Annotated in this window: 19 protein-coding genes; all 19 read left to right on the top strand. The window is 38.5% G+C overall.

The genetic code is table 11. The features are described 5' to 3' along the window. Positions 1-31 precede the first annotated feature (31 nt). The 19 genes from IIC38_05750 to IIC38_05660 all read left to right on the top strand — a co-directional run bounded on the left by IIC38_05750 (position 32) and on the right by IIC38_05660 (position 22,056). On the top strand, positions 32-1,174 hold the full coding sequence (locus tag IIC38_05750; protein ID MCH8125448.1) for an acyl-CoA dehydrogenase family protein: 1,143 nt from the start codon (positions 32-34) through the stop codon (positions 1,172-1,174). 123 nt (positions 1,175-1,297) lie between these two features. Then, positions 1,298-2,227 carry a branched-chain amino acid transaminase gene (locus IIC38_05745; GenBank protein ID MCH8125447.1) on the top strand — a complete coding sequence of 310 codons (930 nt, stop codon included), beginning with the start codon at positions 1,298-1,300 and terminating at the stop codon, positions 2,225-2,227. Positions 2,228-2,242: 15 nt separating this feature from the next. Beyond that, on the top strand, positions 2,243-2,698 hold the full coding sequence (gene nusB, locus IIC38_05740; GenBank protein ID MCH8125446.1) for a transcription antitermination factor NusB: 456 nt from the start codon (positions 2,243-2,245) through the stop codon (positions 2,696-2,698). A gap of 126 nt (positions 2,699-2,824) precedes the next feature. Beyond that, positions 2,825-5,908 carry a preprotein translocase subunit SecA gene (gene secA, locus IIC38_05735; protein MCH8125445.1) on the top strand — a complete coding sequence of 1,028 codons (3,084 nt, stop codon included), beginning with the start codon at positions 2,825-2,827 and terminating at the stop codon, positions 5,906-5,908. A 200-nt stretch (positions 5,909-6,108) separates the two neighbouring features. Beyond that, entirely contained in the window at positions 6,109-6,579 is a 471-nt protein-coding gene (locus tag IIC38_05730) for a DUF494 family protein (GenBank protein ID MCH8125444.1), read from the top strand. A gap of 24 nt (positions 6,580-6,603) precedes the next feature. Further along, positions 6,604-8,844, top strand: a complete 2,241-nt coding sequence (gene topA, locus IIC38_05725; GenBank protein ID MCH8125443.1) for a type I DNA topoisomerase — start codon at positions 6,604-6,606, stop codon at positions 8,842-8,844. A gap of 1 nt (position 8,845) precedes the next feature. After that, complete coding sequence (gene xerC / locus IIC38_05720) at positions 8,846-9,745, top strand: tyrosine recombinase XerC (GenBank protein ID MCH8125442.1); 900 nt, start codon at positions 8,846-8,848, stop codon at positions 9,743-9,745. Positions 9,746-9,876: 131 nt separating this feature from the next. Continuing rightward, on the top strand, positions 9,877-10,224 hold the full coding sequence (gene raiA, locus IIC38_05715; protein ID MCH8125441.1) for a ribosome-associated translation inhibitor RaiA: 348 nt from the start codon (positions 9,877-9,879) through the stop codon (positions 10,222-10,224). Positions 10,225-10,226: 2 nt separating this feature from the next. Next, positions 10,227-11,213: an HPr kinase/phosphorylase gene (locus IIC38_05710; GenBank protein MCH8125440.1), complete on the top strand. Its 987-nt coding sequence runs from the start codon at positions 10,227-10,229 to the stop codon at positions 11,211-11,213. Between the two features lie 33 nt (positions 11,214-11,246). Continuing rightward, on the top strand, positions 11,247-11,651 hold the full coding sequence (locus IIC38_05705; protein ID MCH8125439.1) for a PTS sugar transporter subunit IIA: 405 nt from the start codon (positions 11,247-11,249) through the stop codon (positions 11,649-11,651). A 3-nt stretch (positions 11,652-11,654) separates the two neighbouring features. Continuing rightward, entirely contained in the window at positions 11,655-12,146 is a 492-nt protein-coding gene (locus IIC38_05700) for a PTS sugar transporter subunit IIB (protein MCH8125438.1), read from the top strand. Positions 12,147-12,187: 41 nt separating this feature from the next. Next, positions 12,188-13,603 (top strand): Glu/Leu/Phe/Val dehydrogenase, encoded by a 1,416-nt coding sequence (locus IIC38_05695; GenBank protein ID MCH8125437.1) that lies wholly within the window; start codon positions 12,188-12,190, stop codon positions 13,601-13,603. Positions 13,604-14,041: 438 nt separating this feature from the next. Beyond that, positions 14,042-15,595: a PQQ-like beta-propeller repeat protein gene (locus IIC38_05690; protein ID MCH8125436.1), complete on the top strand. Its 1,554-nt coding sequence runs from the start codon at positions 14,042-14,044 to the stop codon at positions 15,593-15,595. A 28-nt stretch (positions 15,596-15,623) separates the two neighbouring features. Then, the gene (locus IIC38_05685; protein ID MCH8125435.1) at positions 15,624-16,367 is read left to right on the top strand and encodes a DJ-1/PfpI family protein; all 744 of its coding nucleotides are present in this window, start codon (positions 15,624-15,626) and stop codon (positions 16,365-16,367) included. A gap of 327 nt (positions 16,368-16,694) precedes the next feature. Beyond that, positions 16,695-18,497 (top strand): amidohydrolase, encoded by a 1,803-nt coding sequence (locus tag IIC38_05680; protein MCH8125434.1) that lies wholly within the window; start codon positions 16,695-16,697, stop codon positions 18,495-18,497. A gap of 84 nt (positions 18,498-18,581) precedes the next feature. Next, positions 18,582-19,340: an SDR family oxidoreductase gene (locus IIC38_05675; GenBank protein ID MCH8125433.1), complete on the top strand. Its 759-nt coding sequence runs from the start codon at positions 18,582-18,584 to the stop codon at positions 19,338-19,340. 191 nt (positions 19,341-19,531) lie between these two features. Continuing rightward, complete coding sequence (locus IIC38_05670) at positions 19,532-19,951, top strand: ATP-binding protein (protein MCH8125432.1); 420 nt, start codon at positions 19,532-19,534, stop codon at positions 19,949-19,951. A gap of 16 nt (positions 19,952-19,967) precedes the next feature. Further along, complete coding sequence (locus IIC38_05665) at positions 19,968-20,213, top strand: STAS domain-containing protein (protein ID MCH8125431.1); 246 nt, start codon at positions 19,968-19,970, stop codon at positions 20,211-20,213. 175 nt (positions 20,214-20,388) lie between these two features. Further along, on the top strand, positions 20,389-22,056 hold the full coding sequence (locus IIC38_05660; GenBank protein ID MCH8125430.1) for a PP2C family protein-serine/threonine phosphatase: 1,668 nt from the start codon (positions 20,389-20,391) through the stop codon (positions 22,054-22,056). The last annotated feature ends 105 nt before the right edge of the window (positions 22,057-22,161 follow it).

Genomic DNA, 22,161 nt, shown 5'->3' with positions numbered 1-22,161 from the left:
TTTCGCATAGAAACTTAAAGGAAATGATTTTATGAATTTTGAATTAAGCGAAGAACAAGAAATGGTTCGCGAAACAGCTAAATCGTTCGCCCAAGAAGTGTTAGCCAAGAACGTTGATGAGAGAGACGAAGAAGAAAGATTTCCTGAAGAAGAAATCAAACAGATGGGCGAGTTAGGATTTATGGGGATTATGGTGCCGGAAGAGTATGACGGAGCAGGCATGGATCCGGTTAGCTATGTCGTTATGCTGGAAGAAATTGCAAAGGTCGATGCTTCTTCAGCAGTCATCGTATCCGTTAATAATTCATTGGTCTGTGAAGTCTTCCTGAAATATGGCAGCGAAGAACAAAAAGAAAAATATCTAAAGCCTCTGGCGGGTGGTCGACAGCTCGGTGCATTTTCTCTATCTGAAGCAGGCGCCGGTTCGGACCCCGGTAGCCTAATTTGCTCTGCAAAGAAAGTAGGTGATGGATATATTTTGAATGGCACCAAAAATTTCACTACAAACGGTGCAAGTGCGGATGTCATTATCGTTTTTGCTACCTTAGATCGTAACCTGGGTTATAAAGGTATTTCAGCTTTCATTGTGGAAAAAGGGACGCCGGGATTTCGCGTTTCTAAGAAAGAAAGGAAAATGGGTATCCGTAGTTCCGATACTTGCGAATTGACTTTCGAAGATTGTCGAATTCCATTGGATAATCTAATTGGACCAGAAGGTAAAGGTTTAAGTATAGCACTTAGTGTACTTGATGGGGGGCGAATGGGAGTTGCTGCTCAAGCGGTAGGGATTGCCCGGGCTTCTTTGGAAGTTGCTTTGAATTATGCTAAGGAACGCAAGCAGTTTGGTAAAACATTGAGTGAGTTTTCAGCTATCCAGTCAAAGTTGGCTGATATGGCAACAGAAATAGAATGCGCCCGCATGATGCTTTACCATGCAGCATTTTTAAGACAAATCGGGAAAGACTATGTTCAAGCAGCAGCAATGGCAAAATTGAAAGCTTCACAAGTAGCTGTGTGGGCATCCGATGAAGCTGTCCAAATCTTAGGGGGATATGGTTATCTTAAGGATTTTCCTGTGGAACGCTATTTTCGGGATGCGAAAATAACAGAATTATATGAAGGAACCACCGAAATCCAAAAACTCGTTATTGCCAGGAAACTCTTAAGTGAATAGTTGGTTCTAATTATAATTATTTCGATTAATTCCATTGTTCTTTGAATATTCTTGTAAGTTCTGGGCAGATTAGTTAACTTTTAATTAACATTCGGAATAATAATTTTTATTCGGAGGATTTAAATGGGCTTTAACGAGAGTTCAAAAATTTGGTATGATGGGGAAATGGTAGATTGGAAAGATGCTACCGTTCATGTAAATGCTCATGTTATTCATTATGGCTCCAGTGTATTTGAAGGGATTCGCTGTTATAATACCGGCAGTGTTGGAACGGCAATCTTTAGATTGGACAAACACATTAAACGTTTGTTTAATTCTGCAAAGATCTATCGTATAGATATTCCATTTACCTATGATGAAATTTACCAGGGATGTATTGATGTTATCAAAATGAATAAGTTTAAAGAAGCTTACATTCGGCCGGTGGTATTTCGTGGTTATGGAAATTTGGGAGTACTGCCAAAAGGATGTCCCATAAATGTTGCCATTTCAGCATGGGATTGGGGTGGATACCTGGGAGATGAAGCCATTACAGAGGGTGTGGATGTTTGTGTGTCATCCTGGAGCCGTTTGCCAGCTAATACAATGCCTAGTATGGCAAAAGCCGGCGGCAATTATATGAATGGTCAATTGATTAGAATGGAAGCAGATGTAAATGGTTATAGCGAAGGAATAGCGCTGAATCAGGAAGGATATGTTAGTGAAGGAAGTGGTGCGAATGTATTCATCGTCTATGGAGGCATTCTATATACCCCTCCATTAGCAGCATCGATTTTACCTGGAATTACACGAGATTGTGTCTTTGATTTGGCTGAGGAGTTCGGAATTGAAGTCCAAAAACAAATGCTTCCGAGATCCTTGCTATACGTTGCTGATGAAGTTTTCTTTTCGGGTACAGCAGTCGAAATTACTCCTGTGAGATCTATTGATAAAATCCAGATTGGAGAAGGTAAACGAGGTCCTATGACCCAAAAATTACAAGAGAGATTTTTTGGTTTGTTTAAGGGCGAGTACGAAGATCGGTATAATTGGTTAACCCAGGTATACACATAGGATTTTTTTCAATTCATGGGAAAAAGCGGTAGAAGAATGGCTCGAGAGCATGCTTTGCAGGTTCTATATTCGTACGAAATGACTGCTAATCCCATACAGCAGGTTATTGAGAATTTTCCGGGTGAAGAACTTTCGGATGAGAACAGCGCCGAGTTTGCAAACAACCTAATCCACAAATCTATCGAAAACATTTCCGAATTGGATAAGCGTATTAAAGAAAAAGCATTCAACTGGGAATTTTCTCGAATTGCAATCTTAGATCGATTAATTTTGAGAATCGGAATATGCGAGTTATTGCTTTTTGAAGATATACCTCCGAAAGTTACGATCAATGAAGCGATTGAGATCGCAAAAAAGTACAGCACCGAAAAAAGTGGGATTTTTATAAATGGTATTTTAGATTCGATATTGCAAGATTTAAGAAAATCGGGAGATTTACATAAAATTGGCAGAGGATTATTGGAGGATTAGTAATTTTAATAATTTTATTCGTTAATTATTCTGTAAATTTGAGTTTTGAACTAAATTATCCTTTAAACCGTAAGAGGGATAAGTTTATTATTCTAACAAATCGACATAACTGGGAAAAATAGCATTATGGCAGTCAGCATTTTCACAAAGGTATTTGGCTCTAAACACGCAAGAGAGATAAAAAAAATTCTTCCAATCGTTGATGAAATCAATAGATATTATGAAGAATTTCAAACGTTGAGTGATGACGAATTAAAAGAGCAAACACCCAAATTTCGCCAAAGAGTATATAAGAATGTAAAATCAACACAAGATGAGATTTCTGATTTGCGTAATGAATTAGACACAAGTTTTTCAGAGGGGAAAGATGCAGAATATCGTGAAGAACTTCGTAGTCAGATTCAAGAATTAGAAGAGCAAGAGTCGGAGAAAATTCAGGAAGTACTTGATGAAATTCTTCCTGAAGCCTTTGCAGTTGTCAAAGAAGTTTGCCATAGACTTGTTGGCTCCACATGGAATGTAGTGGATCAACCGACTAAATGGGACATGATCCCCTATGATGTCCAGTTAATTGGTGCAATTGTTCTGCACCAGGGTAGAATTGCAGAAATGGCAACAGGAGAAGGAAAAACCCTAGCTGCAACAATGCCAATTTATCTCAATGCTCTTCCCGGAAAAGGCGTCCACTTAGTCACTGTTAATGATTATTTAGCTCGTCGTGACGCTGAATGGATGGGCAGAATTTACGAATTCCTCGGTCTTCGAGTCGCTTATCTTTTGAACGATATGAGTCCTGAAGAACGCAAGGTCGCGTATAATGCAGATATTACCTACGGAACTAATAATGAATATGGTTTTGATTACTTACGTGATAACATGGCCCATTCCCTGGACAATGTCGTCCAGCGAACACATCATTATGCAATCGTAGATGAAGTGGATAGCGTACTGATTGATGAAGCCCGTACACCTCTGATCATCTCGGGACCGGTCAGTCATTCTACACATAAATATGACGAGTTAAAACCTCTTGTAAACCAGCTGGTAAAAAAACAAACTGTCCTTGTGAATCAATTATTAGCAGAAGCAGAAAGATTGTTAGAATCTGATGACAAAGAAAAAGAATACGAAGCCGGAATAAAATTATTGCAGTCTCAACGAGGAGGACCCAAGAATAAACGATTGCAAAAAATGGTCCAGGAGACGGGCATAGCTAAATTGATTACGCGGGTTGAGAACGATTTTATCCGTGATAAAAAACTGCATGAGGTTGATGAGGAACTCTACTATGCCATTGATGAAAAAAGCAATGTGACGGATTTAACGGATAAAGGCCGGTTGTTACTTTCACCGCATGATGATGGAGGTATGTTTATCATACCTGATGTCGATGCCATCCTTTCCGAAATGGAAGGTGATGAAAGCTTGTCGGAATCGGAAAAACAACAAAAACGTGCAGAGGTTTATAAAGAATACGGTGAAGTGAGTGAACGTGCACACAATGTCAATCAATTGTTGAAAGCCTATTCGCTGTTTGAGAAGGATGTAGAATACGTTGTTTCTGAAAATAAGGTAATGATTGTAGATGAATTTACCGGTCGCCTTATGCCCGGCAGAAGATTTAGCGACGGTCTTCATCAGGCATTAGAAGCTAAAGAAAATGTAAAAATTGAGCGTGAGACCCAAACACTGGCTACCATCACATTGCAGAATTATTTCAGGATGTATGAAAAACTGGCAGGGATGACGGGGACTGCTGAAACCGAAGCCTCGGAATTTTGGGAGATTTACAAACTAGATGTTACGGTAATACCTACAAATGAGAAAAATATACGAATAGATTATGAAGATCATATTTTTCGTACTAAACGCGAAAAATACAATGCTATTATAGATGAACTAGAAAAAATGAGCAAGATTCGCCGACCGGTGTTGGTCGGTACGGTTTCAGTTGATGTATCCGAATTGTTAAGCCGGATGCTAAAGCGTCGTGGAATTCGCCACAATGTATTAAATGCCAAGTATCATCAGAAGGAAGCGGAAATTGTGGCGAAAGCTGGCGAACCGGGAATGATTACTATTGCAACAAATATGGCAGGCCGCGGAACGGATATCAAACTTGGCGCAGGTGTTGCTAAGAACTTGGATGGGTTACATATAGTAGCCACAGAAAGACACGAAGCCCGGAGGATTGATTTACAGCTTCGCGGGCGTGCCGCACGACAAGGAGACCCTGGCTCCAGTCTCTTTTATATTTCCCTGGAAGATGATCTAATGCGGTTATTTCGCTCAGATAGAATAGCCGGAGTTATGGATCGAATGGGGCTTGAGGATGGCGAAGTAATTCAACATAGTATGGTGACGAAATCTATTCAAAGAGCCCAGAAAAAAGTAGAAGCACAAAATTTTGGCATTCGTAAGCATCTTCTTGAATATGACGATGTAATGAATAAACAGAGAGAAAATATTTATCGTCAAAGAAACCACGCTTTAAGAGAACCTAATCTAAAAGATGATATAATGGAGATGCTGGCTACATTCGTAGAGAAATCAGTTGAGCAGTACACCAATAAGGAATACCAGGAAGATTGGGATTGGGATGGTCTGCGAAGCGAATTGATGCGAGTTTTGCTATTAAATATGAAAATTGATTCGGAACAAACAACAACCATTACTCAAAATGAACTTTTCGATACTATCCTGGAACAGGCGAAAAAACTTTACCAGAGAAAGGAAGAGAGTTTTGGCTCCGAAATTCAGCGCCATCTTGAGAAGATTGCCGTTCTAAGCGTAATTGATGAACGCTGGAAAGAGCATTTATATGAAATGGACATGCTTAAAGAAGGAATTGGCCTCCGGGCTTACGGGCAAAAAAATCCACTTTTGGAGTATAAACAGGAAGGATTTCGAGCATTTACCGAAATGTTGGCAAATAAGAATGAATTGGTGCTTGAATTGGTATTTAAAGCCCAACCTACCAATGTTGTTGAAAGCCGAAGGAGCTCAATACCACAGGAAATGGAAACCAGCCATGCTGCCTCCACAGGGATGGGATATCAATATGCAGGAGTTGAAGAAGGATCAGGATCGCCAGTACAAGCAGCAAGCAGAGGTAAACTAAAACCCATTAAAGTTGAACAAAAGGTGGGTCGAAATAATCCATGCCCATGTGGGAGTGGCAAGAAATATAAACACTGCCATGGACGTTAATATTAAAAATTACAGAATTTTAATAAATAGAAATAACCCTATTAAAAATAACGAATTGTATTAGAAAATTGTTTTGAGGTTGAATAAACGATTTAGATAAAATGTAAATGGCTTGAAAATCAAATTTTATATCTTATATTGAAGTCAATCAGCCCAATAACTGGAATAAGGCTATTTACGCAGCGCGGAGTAAAAAATAAATGAATGAACGAGTTGTTGAAATTCTCATCTATTTAATGCATGAAATTCGTCAAAAACGCGGAAACATCGAACTAATGGATGGAATTTCTAAAGACTTGATTGGTAAAGGTTATACTGAAAACGAGATTAATGCGGCATTCTCTTGGTTGTTTGAGCGATTTAAATCCGATAGTGAAGATATTCTGGTTAATGAAGAAGCTGACGTAAACTCATATCGAATGCTTAGCGATATTGAGAGACTGGTAGTTTCATCTAAAGCTTTTGGGTATTTAATTCAACTGCGTCAATTACGCCTAATCGAGCAAAGTCAAATGGAGCAAATCATTGAAAGAGTAATGATGTTAGGAGTAAGTTCAATTGGCATAGAGGAAATCAAGACTGTCGTTGCCGCTCTCTTTTTAAATTCCGATAACAGTGAAATGTTACCTCTTGGGAAATCTATGTTAGATCCCGATAGCATGATTCACTAATCAATATTATTTCTTATATTATATATGGGTCAATCTTTAGTAATAGTTGAATCGATAGCCAAAACTAAAACGATTAATCGAATACTTGGCAAAGATTTTGTTGTTAAAGCCTCCGTAGGACATCTTCGTGATTTACCCAAAAAACGCCTGGGGGTAGATGTTGACAATGGATTTGAACCGGAATACATAACGGTCAAGGGGAAGGGTAAAACCCTGCAGGAATTAAAAAAGACTGCCAGTAAAGTTACTAATGTATTAATCGCAACGGATCCAGATCGGGAGGGAGAAGCAATAGCTCACCACATTGCGTTAGAATTAAAAGATAAGAATGGCAATATTAAGCGAGTTTTATTCAACGAAATTACGGAATCAGCAGTAAAAGAAGCGATAAACAACCCAACAAAAATCCAACACCAAAAAGTAGAAGCACAGAAAGCTCGGCGGGTTATGGACAGGTTGGTTGGCTACCAGGTAAGTCCCTTATTGTGGAAAACAATTCACAGGGGGTTGAGCGCCGGACGGGTTCAATCTGTAGCTCTTCGTCTTTTATGTGAACGAGAAGATGCTTTTGAAGCATTTGTTGCGGAAGAATATTGGACAATTTCTGCATTCGTCCGCGGGCAGACCGATCCGTTTCATGCTAAACTAATCAAAATCGAAGAAAAAGATCCAAAAATTAAGGATGAATCTACTTGCCAATATTATGTCGATGATATACGGAAAAAAGAGTTTATTGTAAAGAATTCATCAAAGAAAAACGTTCAAAGAAATCCCTTTCCTCCATTTACTACAAGCACCATGCAACAAGATGCAGCTAGACGATTTGGATTTAGTGGTCAAAGAATAATGGCTATTGCTCAACAGTTATATGAAGGAGTTGAACTTGGCGGGGAAGGTAGTGTGGGTCTCATTACATACATGAGAACTGATTCAACTAGAACTGCAAAAGAAGCCATCGCAGCGTCCAGAGAATATATTGGAAGTTCATACGGCCAGGAATACTTACCAGAAAAACCACGAACTTTTCAGAAAAAAGGTAAAATCCAGGATGCTCATGAAGCCATACGACCCACGAGTATGAAATGGTCACCAAAGAAAATCGCCAAGTTTTTAACAACCGATCAGATGAAGCTTTACAGATTAATTTGGAATCGTTTTTTAGCTTCGCAAATGGCAACTGCAATTTATGAAAATAGAACAGTTGATATTGAAGCAGGTGAATATCTGTTCCGTAAAACGGGTTCAACGATAATATTTCGAGGCTTTTTACAAGTTTATGAAGATATGAACGATTATGATGCAAAGGAAGAAAAAGATCCGTCGGAAGAACCCTTCCCTTTAAATTTAAGTATTGGCGAAAATCTAAAATTACTGGATGTAGAAAAGAATCAACATTTTACAAAGCCGCCATCCAGGTTCAATGAAAGTACTTTAGTGAAAGAACTGGATCAGTTGGGAATTGGCAGGCCATCTACATATGCCACGATTATAAGTACTCTCATCAACAGGAAATATACGGAGAAGATCGAACGGAAATTAATCCCAACTGAACTTGGGAGAACTGTCAACAAATTATTGGTTGCTAATTTTCCTGATATTTTCAATGTCAAATTTACTGCCAAAATGGAGAATGAGTTAGACCAAATTGAGGATGGAAAGAAGAACTTGAAATCTGTTTTGACGGATTTCTATGAGCCATTTCAAGCTGCAGTAAAAAAACTTGATGAAGATAAATCTGAAATTAGAGCTTCTTTACAAAAGCAAACGGATGAAAAATGTCCCGACTGTAGTGGAGGGTTGGTTGAAAAATGGGGTAGAAATGGTAAATTTATTGCGTGTAGTAATTATCCGGACTGCAAATTTACACGAAATCTTGATGAAGTGGAAAATAAAACGGATGAAAAATGCGATACTTGCGGTTCTGAAATGATCATTAAAGTAGGCAGGTTTGGACGTTTCTTAGCTTGCTCTTCATATCCTAAATGTAAAAGTACCAAGCCATTAACGTTGAATATAAAATGTCCCAAACCGGATTGTAGTGGAAGCATAGCTGAAAAGAAGAGCAGGCGAGGTAAGATTTTTTATGGCTGCAGTAATTATCCGAAGTGTGATTTTGCAACATGGTATAAACCAATAAAAAAAGTATGTGACCAATGTGCTAATCCATATATGGAGGAAAGGCAAACCAAAGCAAAAGGAGACTTTATTCGCTGTCCGGAATGTAAATACGAAATTGTTCAAGAGTTAGTAAACCAAGAAGGATAGTGTGGAGTTATCAATACAAAGATTTCTTAAATCATTACAAGCTGAAAAAAATTATTCTGAATTTACGATTATTGCTTATTCAACTGATTTACAGCAATTTCTAAATTTTCTTCAATCCACTTATAGTGACGATTCATACTTATTAAATGCTTCAAAAAATCAGATACGTGCATTTCTTGCAAATTTAACTGCAAGGGGGGTATCACGAAATTCAATCGGAAGAAAACTTGCTGCTCTCAGGTCATTTTATCGCTACCAGACAAAAATAAATGCAATAGAATCAAGTCCTGCACAAACCATTCAAACACCAAAATATAGCAAGAAATTGCCATCAATTCTCAGTATTTCCGAAGCATTATCACTGCTGGAAACTCCTAATGCTGATTCTCCAGAAGGAATTAGGGATCGAGCGATATTGGAAATATTTTACGGCACTGGAATTCGGTTACGGGAATTGACTAAATTAAACATTTTGGATATTGATTTAAAAAGTCGATTGATCCGGGTTCATGGAAAAGGCAATAAAGAGCGGATCCTCCCTATTGGTTATAATGCAGCCAAAATGTTGCAACGGTATTTAAAAGTGAGGAAATACCTGGTTTTCAATTCATCGCTAATTGACGATAAGGCTGTATTTTTAGGAAAGCGTGGCAAGCGGATAACTCCCCGGCAGGTTCAATATAAAGTCAACCAGTATTTAAAAAGTATCTCTGCGGCTAATTCCCTCAGTCCTCATATTCTGAGGCACAGCTTTGCTACCCATCTTCTGGATGCCGGAGCGGACTTGGAAGCTGTTAAAGAGTTGTTAGGACATGCCAGTTTGTCCACAACCCAGATATACACTCATGTAAGCATGGAAAAATTGGTGAAAATTTATAAACAAGCACATCCGAGAGCTTGAAAAATGATCATTAAATCAATCAATTACCGGAAGGAGGTACTGGATTTTTTTGATAAAAAATCTCCTAATTCATGATGGTATAATTATAGAATTATCAAAATTGCATGTGGCAAATAGAAAAGGAGACGACTATGCAAATCACATTCACAGCAAGGCATTTTAAAGCTCCCGATAACCTAAGACAATATTCAGAAAAGGAAGTATTAAATCTGTTAAAACATTCCTTAAATATTGTTGTTTGTGATATAGTCCTGGTTAAAGAAAAAATTAATAAGATTGCTGAAATTACAATAAAAGCCTCCAACATAATTTTATCAGCAAAAGAGACCTCTGAAGATTTTTTCAAATCAATTGATTTGACTGTAAATAAACTAGAACGACAGTTGAAAAAATATAGGGAAAAAGCAAGACAGCATTCACATGATAAAATCAATGATGTTTTGAGAGATCATGAACTTCTCGAAGAAGAGACAAATTAGATATGTCTTCAATTTCAGTTAATGAATTCTATGATAAAAGCAAACGCGCGTTAAAGCTCACTCTACTTTCGGGTGAAAGTGGCTTAGAAAAAAGAATAAACCAACTTGAAATCCACAGACCCGGCTTAGCATTAACCGGGTTTGTGGATATTTTTTCTTACGAAAGGATTCAAGTTCTTGGCAACACTGAAATTGCATATTTGGATTCCTTAACTGAAAAAGAAAGAGAAGTCGCGTTTAATAGACTTACCGAATTTGAAATTCCTTGTCTTGTTATAACCAATCAAAATAAATCCTTCAAAGGTCTCATCAATCTATGTAATAATCACAATATTCCTGTTTTTCGAACCCCTGTAACCACTACAACTTTTGTGCGGTTTATCGGGAATTTTCTTGAAGATGAATTTGCTCCGAGAACCCAGATCCATGGAACCCTAGTAGATGTTTATGGTATTGGTGTGTTATTATCAGGTCGAAGCGGAATAGGGAAAAGTGAAATCGCATTAGATTTGATAGAAAGAGGCCATCGCTTAGTTGCAGATGATTTGATTGCAATTAAACGAAAAGGCGATGATATATTAATCGGAACCGCTAACGAAATATTAGAACATCATATTGAAGTCAGGGGACTTGGAATCCTGGATGTAAAAACTATGTTCGGAATTCGTTCTATAAGATTGCAAAAAAGAGTTGAAGTTGAAGTATTTCTGGAAGAATGGGATGCCAAAGAAAACTATGAAAGAATTGGATTGACAGATGCTTTTACAGAAATTCTGGATATAAAAATACCGCAGGTTCGGTTGCCAATTTTCCCTGGCAAGAATATAACGGTTATCATCGAAACAATTGCAATGAATTCGCTGCTAAAAATATATGGCATTCATCCAGCCAAAGAATTCAATAAACGATTATTGAAAAAAATGAGTGCACAAGGTAAAACGATTTACGGCAAGAAACGAAAAGAATATCTTGAACATGACTTGGAATAATAATGAAATTCCAATCGATAAAACTTAATAATTATGGTATCGTTGATATTACTCACCCATGGTGACCTATGTAGTTCATTTTTTAAAGCAGCCACAACCATGTTAGGCGATCAACCTGATGTTTACTGTATTCCAACCCTTCATCTCTCGTCGAATGAAATAACCAAAAAAATAAAAAACATTTTTGAAAACTCAGATATTTTAAAGTATGGTGCTGTAATTGCCGTGGATTTAAAGGGTGGCAGTACTTGGAATGTTGCTTGTAAGCTAACCAGAGATCATGATCGGATTGCTATTATATCCGGGATTAACTTACCCATGTTGCTTTCATTCTTAACAAAGAGGGAATCATTAAATTTTAAGGAGCTTACTGCTAGTTTGGTGGATGCCGGGAAACGAGGTATCGAAATATTCAATTGTAGTGTCGAAGGTTCTTGAAACATGTCATTTCTACTAATTCGCGTTGATGATCGTATGATCCACGGACAAGTTGTGGTGGGTTGGGCAAATTATCTTCATCCAGATCGTATCGTCCTATGCAATGATGAAATTGCCTCCAATCAATTTGATAAAGATTTGTACGAATCTTCATTTTCAGATTCAGATGTTTCAATCAATGTTTTTAGCACTGATGAACTACTCAATTATGTGAAAAATGAAAATTTTAATAAAGAAAAATGTATTTTATTACTTAAAAATCCTAAAGACGCTCTAAAACTCTACGAACTAAATGTGCCGATGAATACCTTAAATATCGGTGGACTTCATTACCAATCCCAAAAAAAGGAACTAAACGATTACATTTTTTTGGATAACAATGACATCCATTGCCTTGATAAATTGGCGAATCGTGGGATTGTTATTGAGGGACAAGATACGCCTAATGCAAAAAAAATTGATGTGATGAAATTGATTCATCAGAAACTTCATTGAACCAATCAATCACTAGAAAATACAATTGGAGAATCAGGACTATGGCGCATAAAATAAGTTTTTTCGCACAAGTGAACCGGAACTTTGATAAGGCAGCTGTTTTAACAAAACATGCACCTGGATTACTAAAACAAATAAAAATGTGCAACGGTATATACCATATTTCTTTTCCATTAAAGCGTGATGATGGCTCCATTGAAACAATCCACGCATGGCGGGCTGAGCATAGCCAACACAAATTACCGGTTAAGGGAGGAATTCGATATAGTATTGAAGTGAATGAAGATGAGGTTAAAGCCTTAGCAGCGCTCATGACTTATAAATGCGCGATTGTTGATGTTCCGTTTGGCGGTGCAAAAGGTGGAATTAAAATTGATCGCAGGTTTTATTCGGAAAATGAAATTGAAAGGATCACCAGAAGGTATGTGTATGAATTAGTTCGCAAAAATTTTATTGGCGCCGGAATTGATGTGCCTGCACCGGATTATGGCACGGGACCGAAAGAAATGGCATGGATTGCTGATACTTATAGCGCCTTAACTGGCGGTAGATTAGATTCTCTAGCTTGCGTTACAGGTAAGCCTCTTGCTCAGGGCGGGATTCATGGCCGTATTGAAGCAACAGGGCGAGGGGCCTATTTTGGCATCCGGGAAGCTTGTGAGCATGTAGAAGACATGACGTATTTAGGACTTAAACCCGGGTTGGGAGACAAACGAGTTATTGTGCAAGGGTTGGGGAATGTCGGCTATCATGCTGCGAAATTCCTGCAAGAAGGTGGTGCAACTATCACTGGAATCGCTGAATATGAAGGAGCCATTTTTAATGCGGATGGGCTTGATGTGGAAAGTGTGTTTCAACTGCGCAAAGAAACCGGTTCGTTATTGGATTTCCCGGGCGCTAAAAATATTATACCTTCGATTAAAGTTCTGGAAATGGAATGTGATATTCTGGTCCCAGCTGCTCTGGAAAATCAGATTACAGAAGAGAATGCATCTAAAATAAAGGCAAAAATTATTGCGGAAGCTGCAAATGGACCCATTACAAGTGAAGCTCATGAAATGCTAAAAGAAAGAAACGTTATGATTATACCCGATACTTTTTTGAATGCAGGCGGTGTAACGGTTTCCTATTTTGAATGGCTCAAAAACTTATCCCATGTAAGATTCGGCCGAATGGAAAAACGTTTCGAGGAAAAAACACAACTTCAATTATTAAAGGCTATGGAAAGAGTTTCCGGCAAATATTTTTCAGATGATGAATTGAAATCGCTGGCACAAGGTGCTGGTGAAGCTGATTTGGTCAATTCCGGTTTGGAAGAAACCATGATAAATGCCTATGCTGAAATTAGACGGATAAAAGAAGATCATAATAATGAGATAGATCTCCGTATGGCAACATTCATTTGTGCGATTGATAAGATTGCATTGGTGTACATGGAGATGGGGATTTTTCCGTAGAAAGTACCTTACTTAGAGAACCACAAATAAAATACGAGGGGTACCGGTCAGATAATCGCCACATCCCATTTCCCTGGGTTGTGGCGATTCTTTTTTCTACTTCAATTATTTGTTGATTACTTACAGAACGGTATAAGATAAAGCAATTGCCAGGGATTGATTGAGTTGTCGTTTAGCAGAGAAGTTCTTGTTGTAAAATTGTGATATTGAAATTAACGAAACGAAATACTTCGATATTTTGGTAGTCAATTGGTTGTCCAATTATATCGATTTCATCAAATGCCAAATCGTATAATGATCATACAATTCTCAAAATTTCCTACCAGTAAAAATTATTTCTTGCGTAATCTTCAAAAAATGGTTATTATTTTTGGATTAAATTCAGTAAAAATACTTTAAAATAATATGGGTTTTATGTCTATTTCATTGAAAAAAGAGATGAAAAAGAAACAGTCCATTCGCTGGTGGCCGGCTATTGTAATAACTTTATTGGCAATAGTCATCTTGATTTGGGTATGGTCGTCAGAGGCTTCTAGCAGGCAGGTACAAATTTTAACGACTGGTCCAGTATTAATTTTAACTTCCTTATTTCTATTAATTTGGGCGCTTTTTTTTGCACGGATAGTGCGTAAAATCCGGTTCGTGATTTTTGGTTTGTTTGTGCTTAGTATCCTGACTTCTGTTTTATTACTGGATTTCCGCGGCGTCTCCGGTGATGTTGTCCCGGTTTTAGAATGGCGGTGGTCAAAGATAGCCGGTGAACCCACTGATAAGAAGATAATTGATTATAAGGACACGACGGCGGAAAGTGCTGCTATAAAAGGCTTGACATACAATTTTCCTCAATTCCTCGGGCCGGATAGAAATGCGATTATTCCAGACCTGAATTTGGATAGAGACTGGGCGACAAACCCACCGACTTTAATTTGGCGAAGACAAGTTGGGGCTGGTTGGTCAGGATTTGCAGTCGTAGGCGATTATGCAATTACACAAGAGCAGAATGGCCAGGAAGAATTGGTGGTAGCCTATGATCTATCCACTGGGAATGTTCGCTGGATTCATAAGGATGTAACTAAATATGAACACGCTATGACCGGGGATGGTCCTCGTGCAACGCCAACTATTTCTGGTGACAGAGTTTATTCACTCGGTGGAAACGGTTTATTAAATTGTCTTGACTTAGCTTCTGGTAAAAAGATTTGGGCTAGGAATGTTCATGAAGATCATCAAGCTCTAAATCCTGAGTATGGAACCAGTTGTTCTCCATTGGTTCTTAATGAATTAGTTATTGTAACCTCAGGAGGAAGAAAAGGAACTTCCTTGGTTTCTTATAATAAGCATTCTGGTGATTTCGTTTGGGGCGGCGGTGATGATCCTGCAAGTTATAGCTCGCCGATTTATACAACAATTGCTGGAATTCCTCAAATTATCATTTTCACGAATGTAAGTCTTGTTGGGCACGACCCTACGAATGGCAAAGTATTGTGGCGGCAACCCTGGCCCAGTGGCTCCGAACATGTTGCGCAACCTGTTATTTTACCAGAAGATCGTATACTTGTATCAACCGGTTATGGAATAGGAAGTAAATTATTTAAGATTGAAAAGAAAAATCAAAATGATTTTTTCGTGAAAATTCTTTGGGAATCTCGTGGATTAAAAGCAAAATTTGCTAATTTTGTATATAAGGATGAGTTCATATATGGGCTGGATGACGGCATCCTGGTTTGTATCGACCTGGTAAATGGAAAGCGAAAATGGAAAAGCGGCCGTTATGGTCATGGCCAAATCATTCTTGTAGGTGATCTTATTTTGATAATGGCAGAAAAGGGGTATGTTGCCCTTTCGGAAGCCAGGCCAGAAAAGCATAATGAACTTGCACGATTTAAAGCCTTGAAAGGCAAAACCTGGAATTCTCCAACCTTAGCTGGGAATTATCTCCTGGTTAGAAATAATAAAGAGGCGGCATGTTTTGAATTGCCGGTTTTAAAATAGATTGTTATTCTGGTTTTTGTGAGGCTGAATGAAAATTATATTTAAATATATTTCGATTGTATTTGGGTTTATCATAATTGCTTGTACGCAAAAGGAAAGTTCTGATTCACTTTCTGATATGTCTTTAAATGCCAATGAGAACAAGAATATTCTCAATGCTGGTTTTGTTTGTGTCGACAAAGTCTATAATTCAGAACTCATGGCCCCTTACGATATTTTACAACATACGGTTTATCGGGATTCAAGCAATTATATTCGCTGCTTTATCGTAACACCGGATGGCAAACCATTTACCACCTCAGAAGGTATTGTTATCAAACCCCATTACTCTTTTGAGAATTGCCCGCCAATCGATATTCTTGTGATCCCAAGTACCGAGAATAGTATGTCTTCCGACCTGGAAAACAAAATTTTAATGGATTGGCTCAAAGAAAAAATAGGTTTTGCAACAACAGTAATCACTCTTTGTGATGGTGCATTTCCTCTCGCCGCTACAGGAGCTTTGGAAAATCGTGTCGCTACCACATTTCCAGGAGATCGTGACCGTTTTTCAAAGATGTTTCCGAATATAGACGTTCGTTATGATGTCAATTTTGTTGAAGACGGAAAATTTATTACATCGGTTGGTGGTGCGTTGAGCTATGAGCCTGCGTTATATTTGGTCGAAAAGCTTTATTCAAAAGCCAGTGCTCACCGAACCGGGCAAGGGTTGGTTTTGGATTGGGATTTGCAGAAGACTCCACACTTGATTGTTAAACATAATTATAATTAGCTATTTGTGAAAATATTTATGATTGATTTTTAAGATTTTATATGAAATGAATAAAGAATCGGGGAAACCGTTTATTAATGTCTGTACAAAGTTGACCTTATGCCATTCCAGTACGTTTGAAGAAACTTGTTAAAAAAAATCTTGCCTTCAAATAAGTCAATCAAAAATTATTACCAGCTTAATAAAAAATAATAAATAACAACCCATATTTAAATTGGATATTTGTTTTTAGTTTTTTTTATCCATACCTTTCATTTGTACATATAACACCGCCAAACAAATCATAATTTACTTTAAATATACAAAATCAATTAAGGAATCAAATTTATGTCCTATGTACTAAAATTAAAAAATGGTATATTCCAGGTTTCTTCTTGCCTGGTCATAATATTTTTACTGTTTTTTCAAGGTTGTAGTCAGGAGCCTGGCCCAGAATTAATTCTCACCAACGGAAAAGTTTACACTTTATCCTGGGATGAACCTGCCCCTGACGGAACTCCTGCATCTAATGCTCCTTATTCAAGTGATGGATGGCAGCCGGATGCTGAAGCCCTGGTGATCGGCAGTGGACAAATATTATTTGTTGGTTCCACTGAAGATGCATTGAATTATCCAAATGAGCGGGTGATTGAAGCCAACCAAATTGCTAACCAGGATGAGTCAGTGAAAGTGATAGATGTTAATGGCGCAACCATTCTACCGGGATTGGTAGATTCCCATACTCATGTAACCAATTTGGGGAAAGCGCTTTCAATACTCAATCTAGTTGGGGTGGAAACAGAAGAAGAGGCAGTCGCGAAGGCTGTGGAATGGGCTAAGAATATTCCCAGAGGCGAATGGGTGATCGGACGCGGTTGGGATGAAGGCGCCTGGGCTAATCGCTATCCTGATATGAAACTGTTGTCTGAAAAAATTCCGGATCATCCGGTTTGTTTGCGAGGACTCCATAGTTTTGCAGTCTGGGGCAATAAAATGGCTTTCGAGAAAGCCGGCATTACATCAGAAACAAAGGCGCCAAAAGGTGGAGAAATTCGCAAAGATGCCAATGGAAATCTCACAGGTATACTGATCAACAACGCCACGGATTTGCTCGAAACTGCAATTCCAGGGTCTACTCCCGAACAGATTAAGCAACAGTTATTAGCCGGTCTTAATGCAATGGCAGAAGCTGGCTATGTTGCCGTACATGATGCTGGTGTAAGAAGAGAAATGATGGATGCATTGCAAATCCTGGATGATGAAGGAAAATTACCCATTCGAATCTATGCCATGCTTTCTGCTCGCGATGAATCTTTCATGCCGGAATGGCTTCTGATGGGTCCCAGGACCAATCCAGGCAACAAACTTATTGTTCGCTCTGTGAAAGCCTATTATGATGGCGCTCTTGGTTCACGGGGTGCCAGGTTACTGCAAGATTATTCCGATAAACCTGGTCATCGTGGGGTTAGCGGGAATGAATATGGATTTGACGAAGATATTATAGCTAGTATGATGATAAGAGGATTTCAAGTCGCTATTCATGCGATTGGTGATGCCGGTAATCGTGAGGCTCTTGATTTTCTTGAAACTGTAATCAATGAGAATCCATCTGTTAAATCCAATCGCCACCGTATTGAACATGCCCAGGTAATCCACCCTGATGATTTTAAAAGATTTATTGAATTAGGTCTAATTGCTTCCATGGAGCCGCCCCATGCTGTTGAAGACAAAACCTGGGCTGAGGATCGTTTAGGTTCTGAGCGTGTAAAAGGAGCCTATGCCTGGAGAACACTCCGAGAGATTGGCGTCAGGCTAACGTTTAATTCAGATCTGCCAGGTTCCGATCACAATATTTTCTATGGTTTACATGCTGCTATGACTAGAAGAGGTAAAGATAAACAACCGACTGAAGGATGGTACCCGGAGCAAAACATGACACCGGAAGAGGCAATCCGTGGTTATACCAATTGGAGCGCTTATGCAGCTTTTCTGGAAAATGAAACCGGAATCCTGGAGCCAGGAAGATGGGCGGATATCACGGTAATGGATATCGATCCTTTTGTTTTGGGCGAAACGGACCCTGGTAAAATTCTTGATGGGGAAATCTTGATGACTATTGTAAATGGGATAGTGATTTATGAAAAAAAATGACAGGATTACCCGGATAGTCTGAGAATTTTTATTTTCATCCTGCACAATCCTGTTAATCTTGTCAAAAAATGTGGAGACAATAATATGAATTTCACAAACAAAATCGTATTGGTAACAGGCGGCTCACGCGGAATTGGCCGTAGTATTTCACAACAATTTGCAGAAAACGGTGCAAGAGTTGCGATCAATTACAAAAAGAATCTTGCTGCTGCAGAAAAAACCAAAGCTTCTCTAAATGGTGGTCCGCATTTGATCGTTCAGACGGATATAGGTGATTCGACTGCAGTTCAAAATATGATTGATCAGGTTGTATCAGAAATGGGTGGTTTGGATATTGTCGTGAATAATGCAGGCATTTTTGAAGAACATCCCGCTCATAGTGTCACTTACGATCAATGGCAAGATAAATGGGATCGGACTTTGAAAACAAATCTGATTGGCCCGGCAAATCTGTGTTATTGCGCTGTACAGCACTTTTTAAAGCAGGGTGGAGGTAGAATTGTCAATGTTGGATCTCGAGGCGCCTTTCGCGGTGAGCCAGACAGCCCGGCTTATGGCGCCAGTAAAGCCGGATTGCATGCGATGGGACAATCTCTGGCAAAATCTCTCGCTCCTTTTAATATATTCGTGCATAATGTGGCCCCAGGTTTTGTGGAAACTGAAATGGCCGTCGAAGATTTGAAGGGGAAAAAAGGCGATGAAATTCGCGGGCAAAGTCCGCTTAATCGAGTGGCAAAACCGGAAGAGATCGCTCATACGGTTTTGTTCCTGGCATCGAAAGAAACGGAATTTTTAACCGGATGTATTGTGGATGTAAATGGCGCTTCGTATTTGAGGACCTAGTACCAATATATAGGGCGATTCCATCGCTGCTAGCGATGGAATCGCGAATCTTTCTAAACCAAAATTTCCGAATTCTAATTGTAATATTACAATGTGCTATATTTGAAATAAATTATTTTATTTCCTAAAGTTATTTTCTTATATTAACTCAACACCCACAAATAGGATAGAAACTATTTGAGAGGATTCGCATGAAAAATGAATCTATAAAACTAACAGTAATTCTTCCGCAAATTCCAGATGTTGAGGTTGTAGCCATAAAAGGCATGGAACACCTCGCAGAACATCTCGGTATTCAGGATGAGAAAATCGGTGAAGCAAGAATACTGGTAAACGAAGCCATTATTAATGCGCTCGGGCATGCTGGTGAAGATAGCCAGGAAGTTCGAGTTGAGTTTACAATGACTAAAGAGAAATTAGTCATTTTTGTTGAAGACTATGGCACCGGGTTCGAACCTGACAAGGTTGAAGATCCAAATATAGACGAGAAAATCCATTCCGCCAATAAACGTGGGTGGGGGCTTAAACTGATGAAATCCATGTCAGACGACTTTATCATCGAATCTGGTCCCAATGGAACAAAAATCACTATGATCAAGAATTTGATTTAAATATGTGGAGGGTTGCATGACACAGCTAACATTTACATCCAGAATGGAAGAAGATCATTTGGTAGTAACTACATCAGGTTATATCAATCAACATGGTGGAGAAAATATTGCTAAAGAGTGCTTTAAGTATATCGATGAAGGTACAACAAAAGTGATCCTGGATTTAAAAGATTCCAAGGTTGTGAACTCGATAGGGATATCGGTACTGATTGAAGTGATTGAAAAACTCAATGATGTAAAGAGGTACACTAACCTTTATTAACCTGGATCCACCCATTGAAAAATCCTTCACAATTATGGGGTTATTTCAATATGCAAAGAAGGCTGATTCCTTAGAGGCGGCCATGCTATAGAATTCGTCAAATTTCTCTTACAAGCCACGATTTCTAAATTAACTGAAATTACGGAATAAAGATTTCAATTACAAAATTGTCAATATGAGCCATTCTAATCTCCTGGAACATTTCTCACTCAATATCGCTTCTTTCCAGGAAGGATTCAATTCTCTCTTAACCTCAACTTCGTTAAAAGATTTTGCCAATAAATATGCCCAATTAATAAAGAGAAATCTTTTGGTATCAGGAGTGAGTGTTTTTTATCGCTCTTCGAATTCAGATGAATGGCAATCCTTATTTTCCAATCACTCTAAGACGATTGAAAACAAAGTTACACATCATTCAAAAGAAGAATTCAGTATTTCTTATGACTATCCTGAATCGAACCATATTTTTGTAATCCTTCCGAATGGAACCGGGTCAATTTTTCATATTCTTATTGGACATAAACTCGACAATTCAGGCTTTTCGGATTTGGATAAACTCACTTTACAATTTTTGATTAACCTGTTAAACAATGCGTATCAAGCATTCGATCAACTCAAAAGAGAGAAAGATCTAATATTTTCATTGAATACCAGAGTCCTGCAAATAAATAGCTTAATTGATACCGGAATCGAAATTGCAAGCATGGCGAAACAAAATGCGGTTCAGGAGTTTAATGCCTTTCTTGAAAGTGGTCATGATAGCGATCAGGTTGGTAACCAACTTTCACTATTTGAACTATCGCTGCAAAGCGTCGCTTCGCTTACAAATGCCTCAAAAGCCCACCTGAGAATTACTGCCGAAGAGACTGTAAACCATATTTATTTTCCAGGCGAGTTTAACAATGAAGAACCCTCATTAGAAGAAAGCAGGATCACCCATTCGTTTGATTACCAGGATAAAACCTATTGTTTTACACTGTTTGAAAAAGAAAGTAGATCTGGAGTTGTTTCATTCGATGATACCGATTCAATGATTTTGGAAGGCATTGTCAGGCAGGTAAACGCTGCTTTGGAAAATGATTATTTATTAAAGCAATTGTTAGAAAAACAAAAGATCGAGCAAGAGATTGCAGTTGCCGGGGCGATTCAACAGGCAATAATTCCCAAAGAACTTCATAAAATTCCTGGCTATGATTTATTTGGAATCAATATTCCTTCGAAAGATGTAGGTGGAGATTACTATGATTGTATTCATCTTCAAGATGGTCGATTTGCACTAGTCATCGCTGATGTGAGTGGTAAAGGTGTTCCGGCTTCATTGCTTGTAAGCAGCTTGCAAGCCTCTCTTTATGCGTACCTGGAGGGCAATCTCTCATTGCCAAAATTAGCCCATAAATTAAATCATGCAATATTCAATGCTTCAACGATTGATAAATACATCACATTTTTTATGGCAGTGCTTTCACCCGGACAAGGCAAACTGGAGGTTCTAAACGCAGGACACAATCCAGCTCTATTGCTAAAAAGTGATAATTCTCTTCACAAGTTAGAAGCGGGTGGAATCTGCATCGGAATGTTTGATTCAGGAATCGAATTTACGACTGAATCCATAACTATCGAACCTGGTGAAAGCTTGCTGTTGTTTACAGATGGCATACCCGAAGCAACAGTTGATGAAGAGAACTTTTATGAAGATGAAACATTGGAAGAATATTTTGTGAATAATGCACATAAAAATGCTGACCTCTTTATTCATGATTTGATGAATGATGTCCGGGAATTTGTCGGCGGCCAGCCGAAGAGTGATGATATTACGGCCTTGTTTTTGAAACGAAATAAGTAAAACGTGAAACGGCAAACGGCAAACGTGAAACGAAGAAAACCACGAGTCATAGAAGCACAAAGTAAAGTAATAAAGTTACAAAGTGAAGCTTTTTAGACTACATGC

This window comes from candidate division KSB1 bacterium (assembly GCA_022566355.1).
In the GTDB taxonomy this organism is placed as follows: domain Bacteria; phylum Zhuqueibacterota; class JdFR-76; order JdFR-76; family DREG01; genus JADFJB01.
This window is presented reverse-complemented; position numbering and strand designations above follow the sequence as displayed.

What these genes read in the sequence shown, in the direction of transcription:
- IIC38_05680 (MCH8125434.1), top strand. Translation starts at nt 16,695, where the DNA reads ATGTCCTATGTACTAAAATTAAAAAATGGTATATTCCAGGTTTCTTCT.
- topA (MCH8125443.1), top strand. Translation starts at nt 6,604, where the DNA reads ATGGGTCAATCTTTAGTAATAGTTGAATCGATAGCCAAAACTAAAACG.
- IIC38_05690 (MCH8125436.1), top strand. Translation starts at nt 14,042, where the DNA reads ATGAAAAAGAAACAGTCCATTCGCTGGTGGCCGGCTATTGTAATAACT.
- IIC38_05710 (MCH8125440.1), top strand. Translation starts at nt 10,227, where the DNA reads ATGTCTTCAATTTCAGTTAATGAATTCTATGATAAAAGCAAACGCGCG.
- IIC38_05685 (MCH8125435.1), top strand. Translation starts at nt 15,624, where the DNA reads ATGAAAATTATATTTAAATATATTTCGATTGTATTTGGGTTTATCATA.
- IIC38_05675 (MCH8125433.1), top strand. Translation starts at nt 18,582, where the DNA reads ATGAATTTCACAAACAAAATCGTATTGGTAACAGGCGGCTCACGCGGA.
- IIC38_05700 (MCH8125438.1), top strand. Translation starts at nt 11,655, where the DNA reads ATGTCATTTCTACTAATTCGCGTTGATGATCGTATGATCCACGGACAA.
- nusB (MCH8125446.1), top strand. Translation starts at nt 2,243, where the DNA reads ATGGGAAAAAGCGGTAGAAGAATGGCTCGAGAGCATGCTTTGCAGGTT.
- IIC38_05730 (MCH8125444.1), top strand. Translation starts at nt 6,109, where the DNA reads ATGAATGAACGAGTTGTTGAAATTCTCATCTATTTAATGCATGAAATT.
- raiA (MCH8125441.1), top strand. Translation starts at nt 9,877, where the DNA reads ATGCAAATCACATTCACAGCAAGGCATTTTAAAGCTCCCGATAACCTA.
- IIC38_05695 (MCH8125437.1), top strand. Translation starts at nt 12,188, where the DNA reads ATGGCGCATAAAATAAGTTTTTTCGCACAAGTGAACCGGAACTTTGAT.
- IIC38_05665 (MCH8125431.1), top strand. Translation starts at nt 19,968, where the DNA reads ATGACACAGCTAACATTTACATCCAGAATGGAAGAAGATCATTTGGTA.
- IIC38_05705 (MCH8125439.1), top strand. Translation starts at nt 11,247, where the DNA reads ATGGTATCGTTGATATTACTCACCCATGGTGACCTATGTAGTTCATTT.
- IIC38_05670 (MCH8125432.1), top strand. Translation starts at nt 19,532, where the DNA reads ATGAAAAATGAATCTATAAAACTAACAGTAATTCTTCCGCAAATTCCA.
- IIC38_05750 (MCH8125448.1), top strand. Translation starts at nt 32, where the DNA reads ATGAATTTTGAATTAAGCGAAGAACAAGAAATGGTTCGCGAAACAGCT.
- secA (MCH8125445.1), top strand. Translation starts at nt 2,825, where the DNA reads ATGGCAGTCAGCATTTTCACAAAGGTATTTGGCTCTAAACACGCAAGA.
- IIC38_05745 (MCH8125447.1), top strand. Translation starts at nt 1,298, where the DNA reads ATGGGCTTTAACGAGAGTTCAAAAATTTGGTATGATGGGGAAATGGTA.
- IIC38_05660 (MCH8125430.1), top strand. Translation starts at nt 20,389, where the DNA reads ATGAGCCATTCTAATCTCCTGGAACATTTCTCACTCAATATCGCTTCT.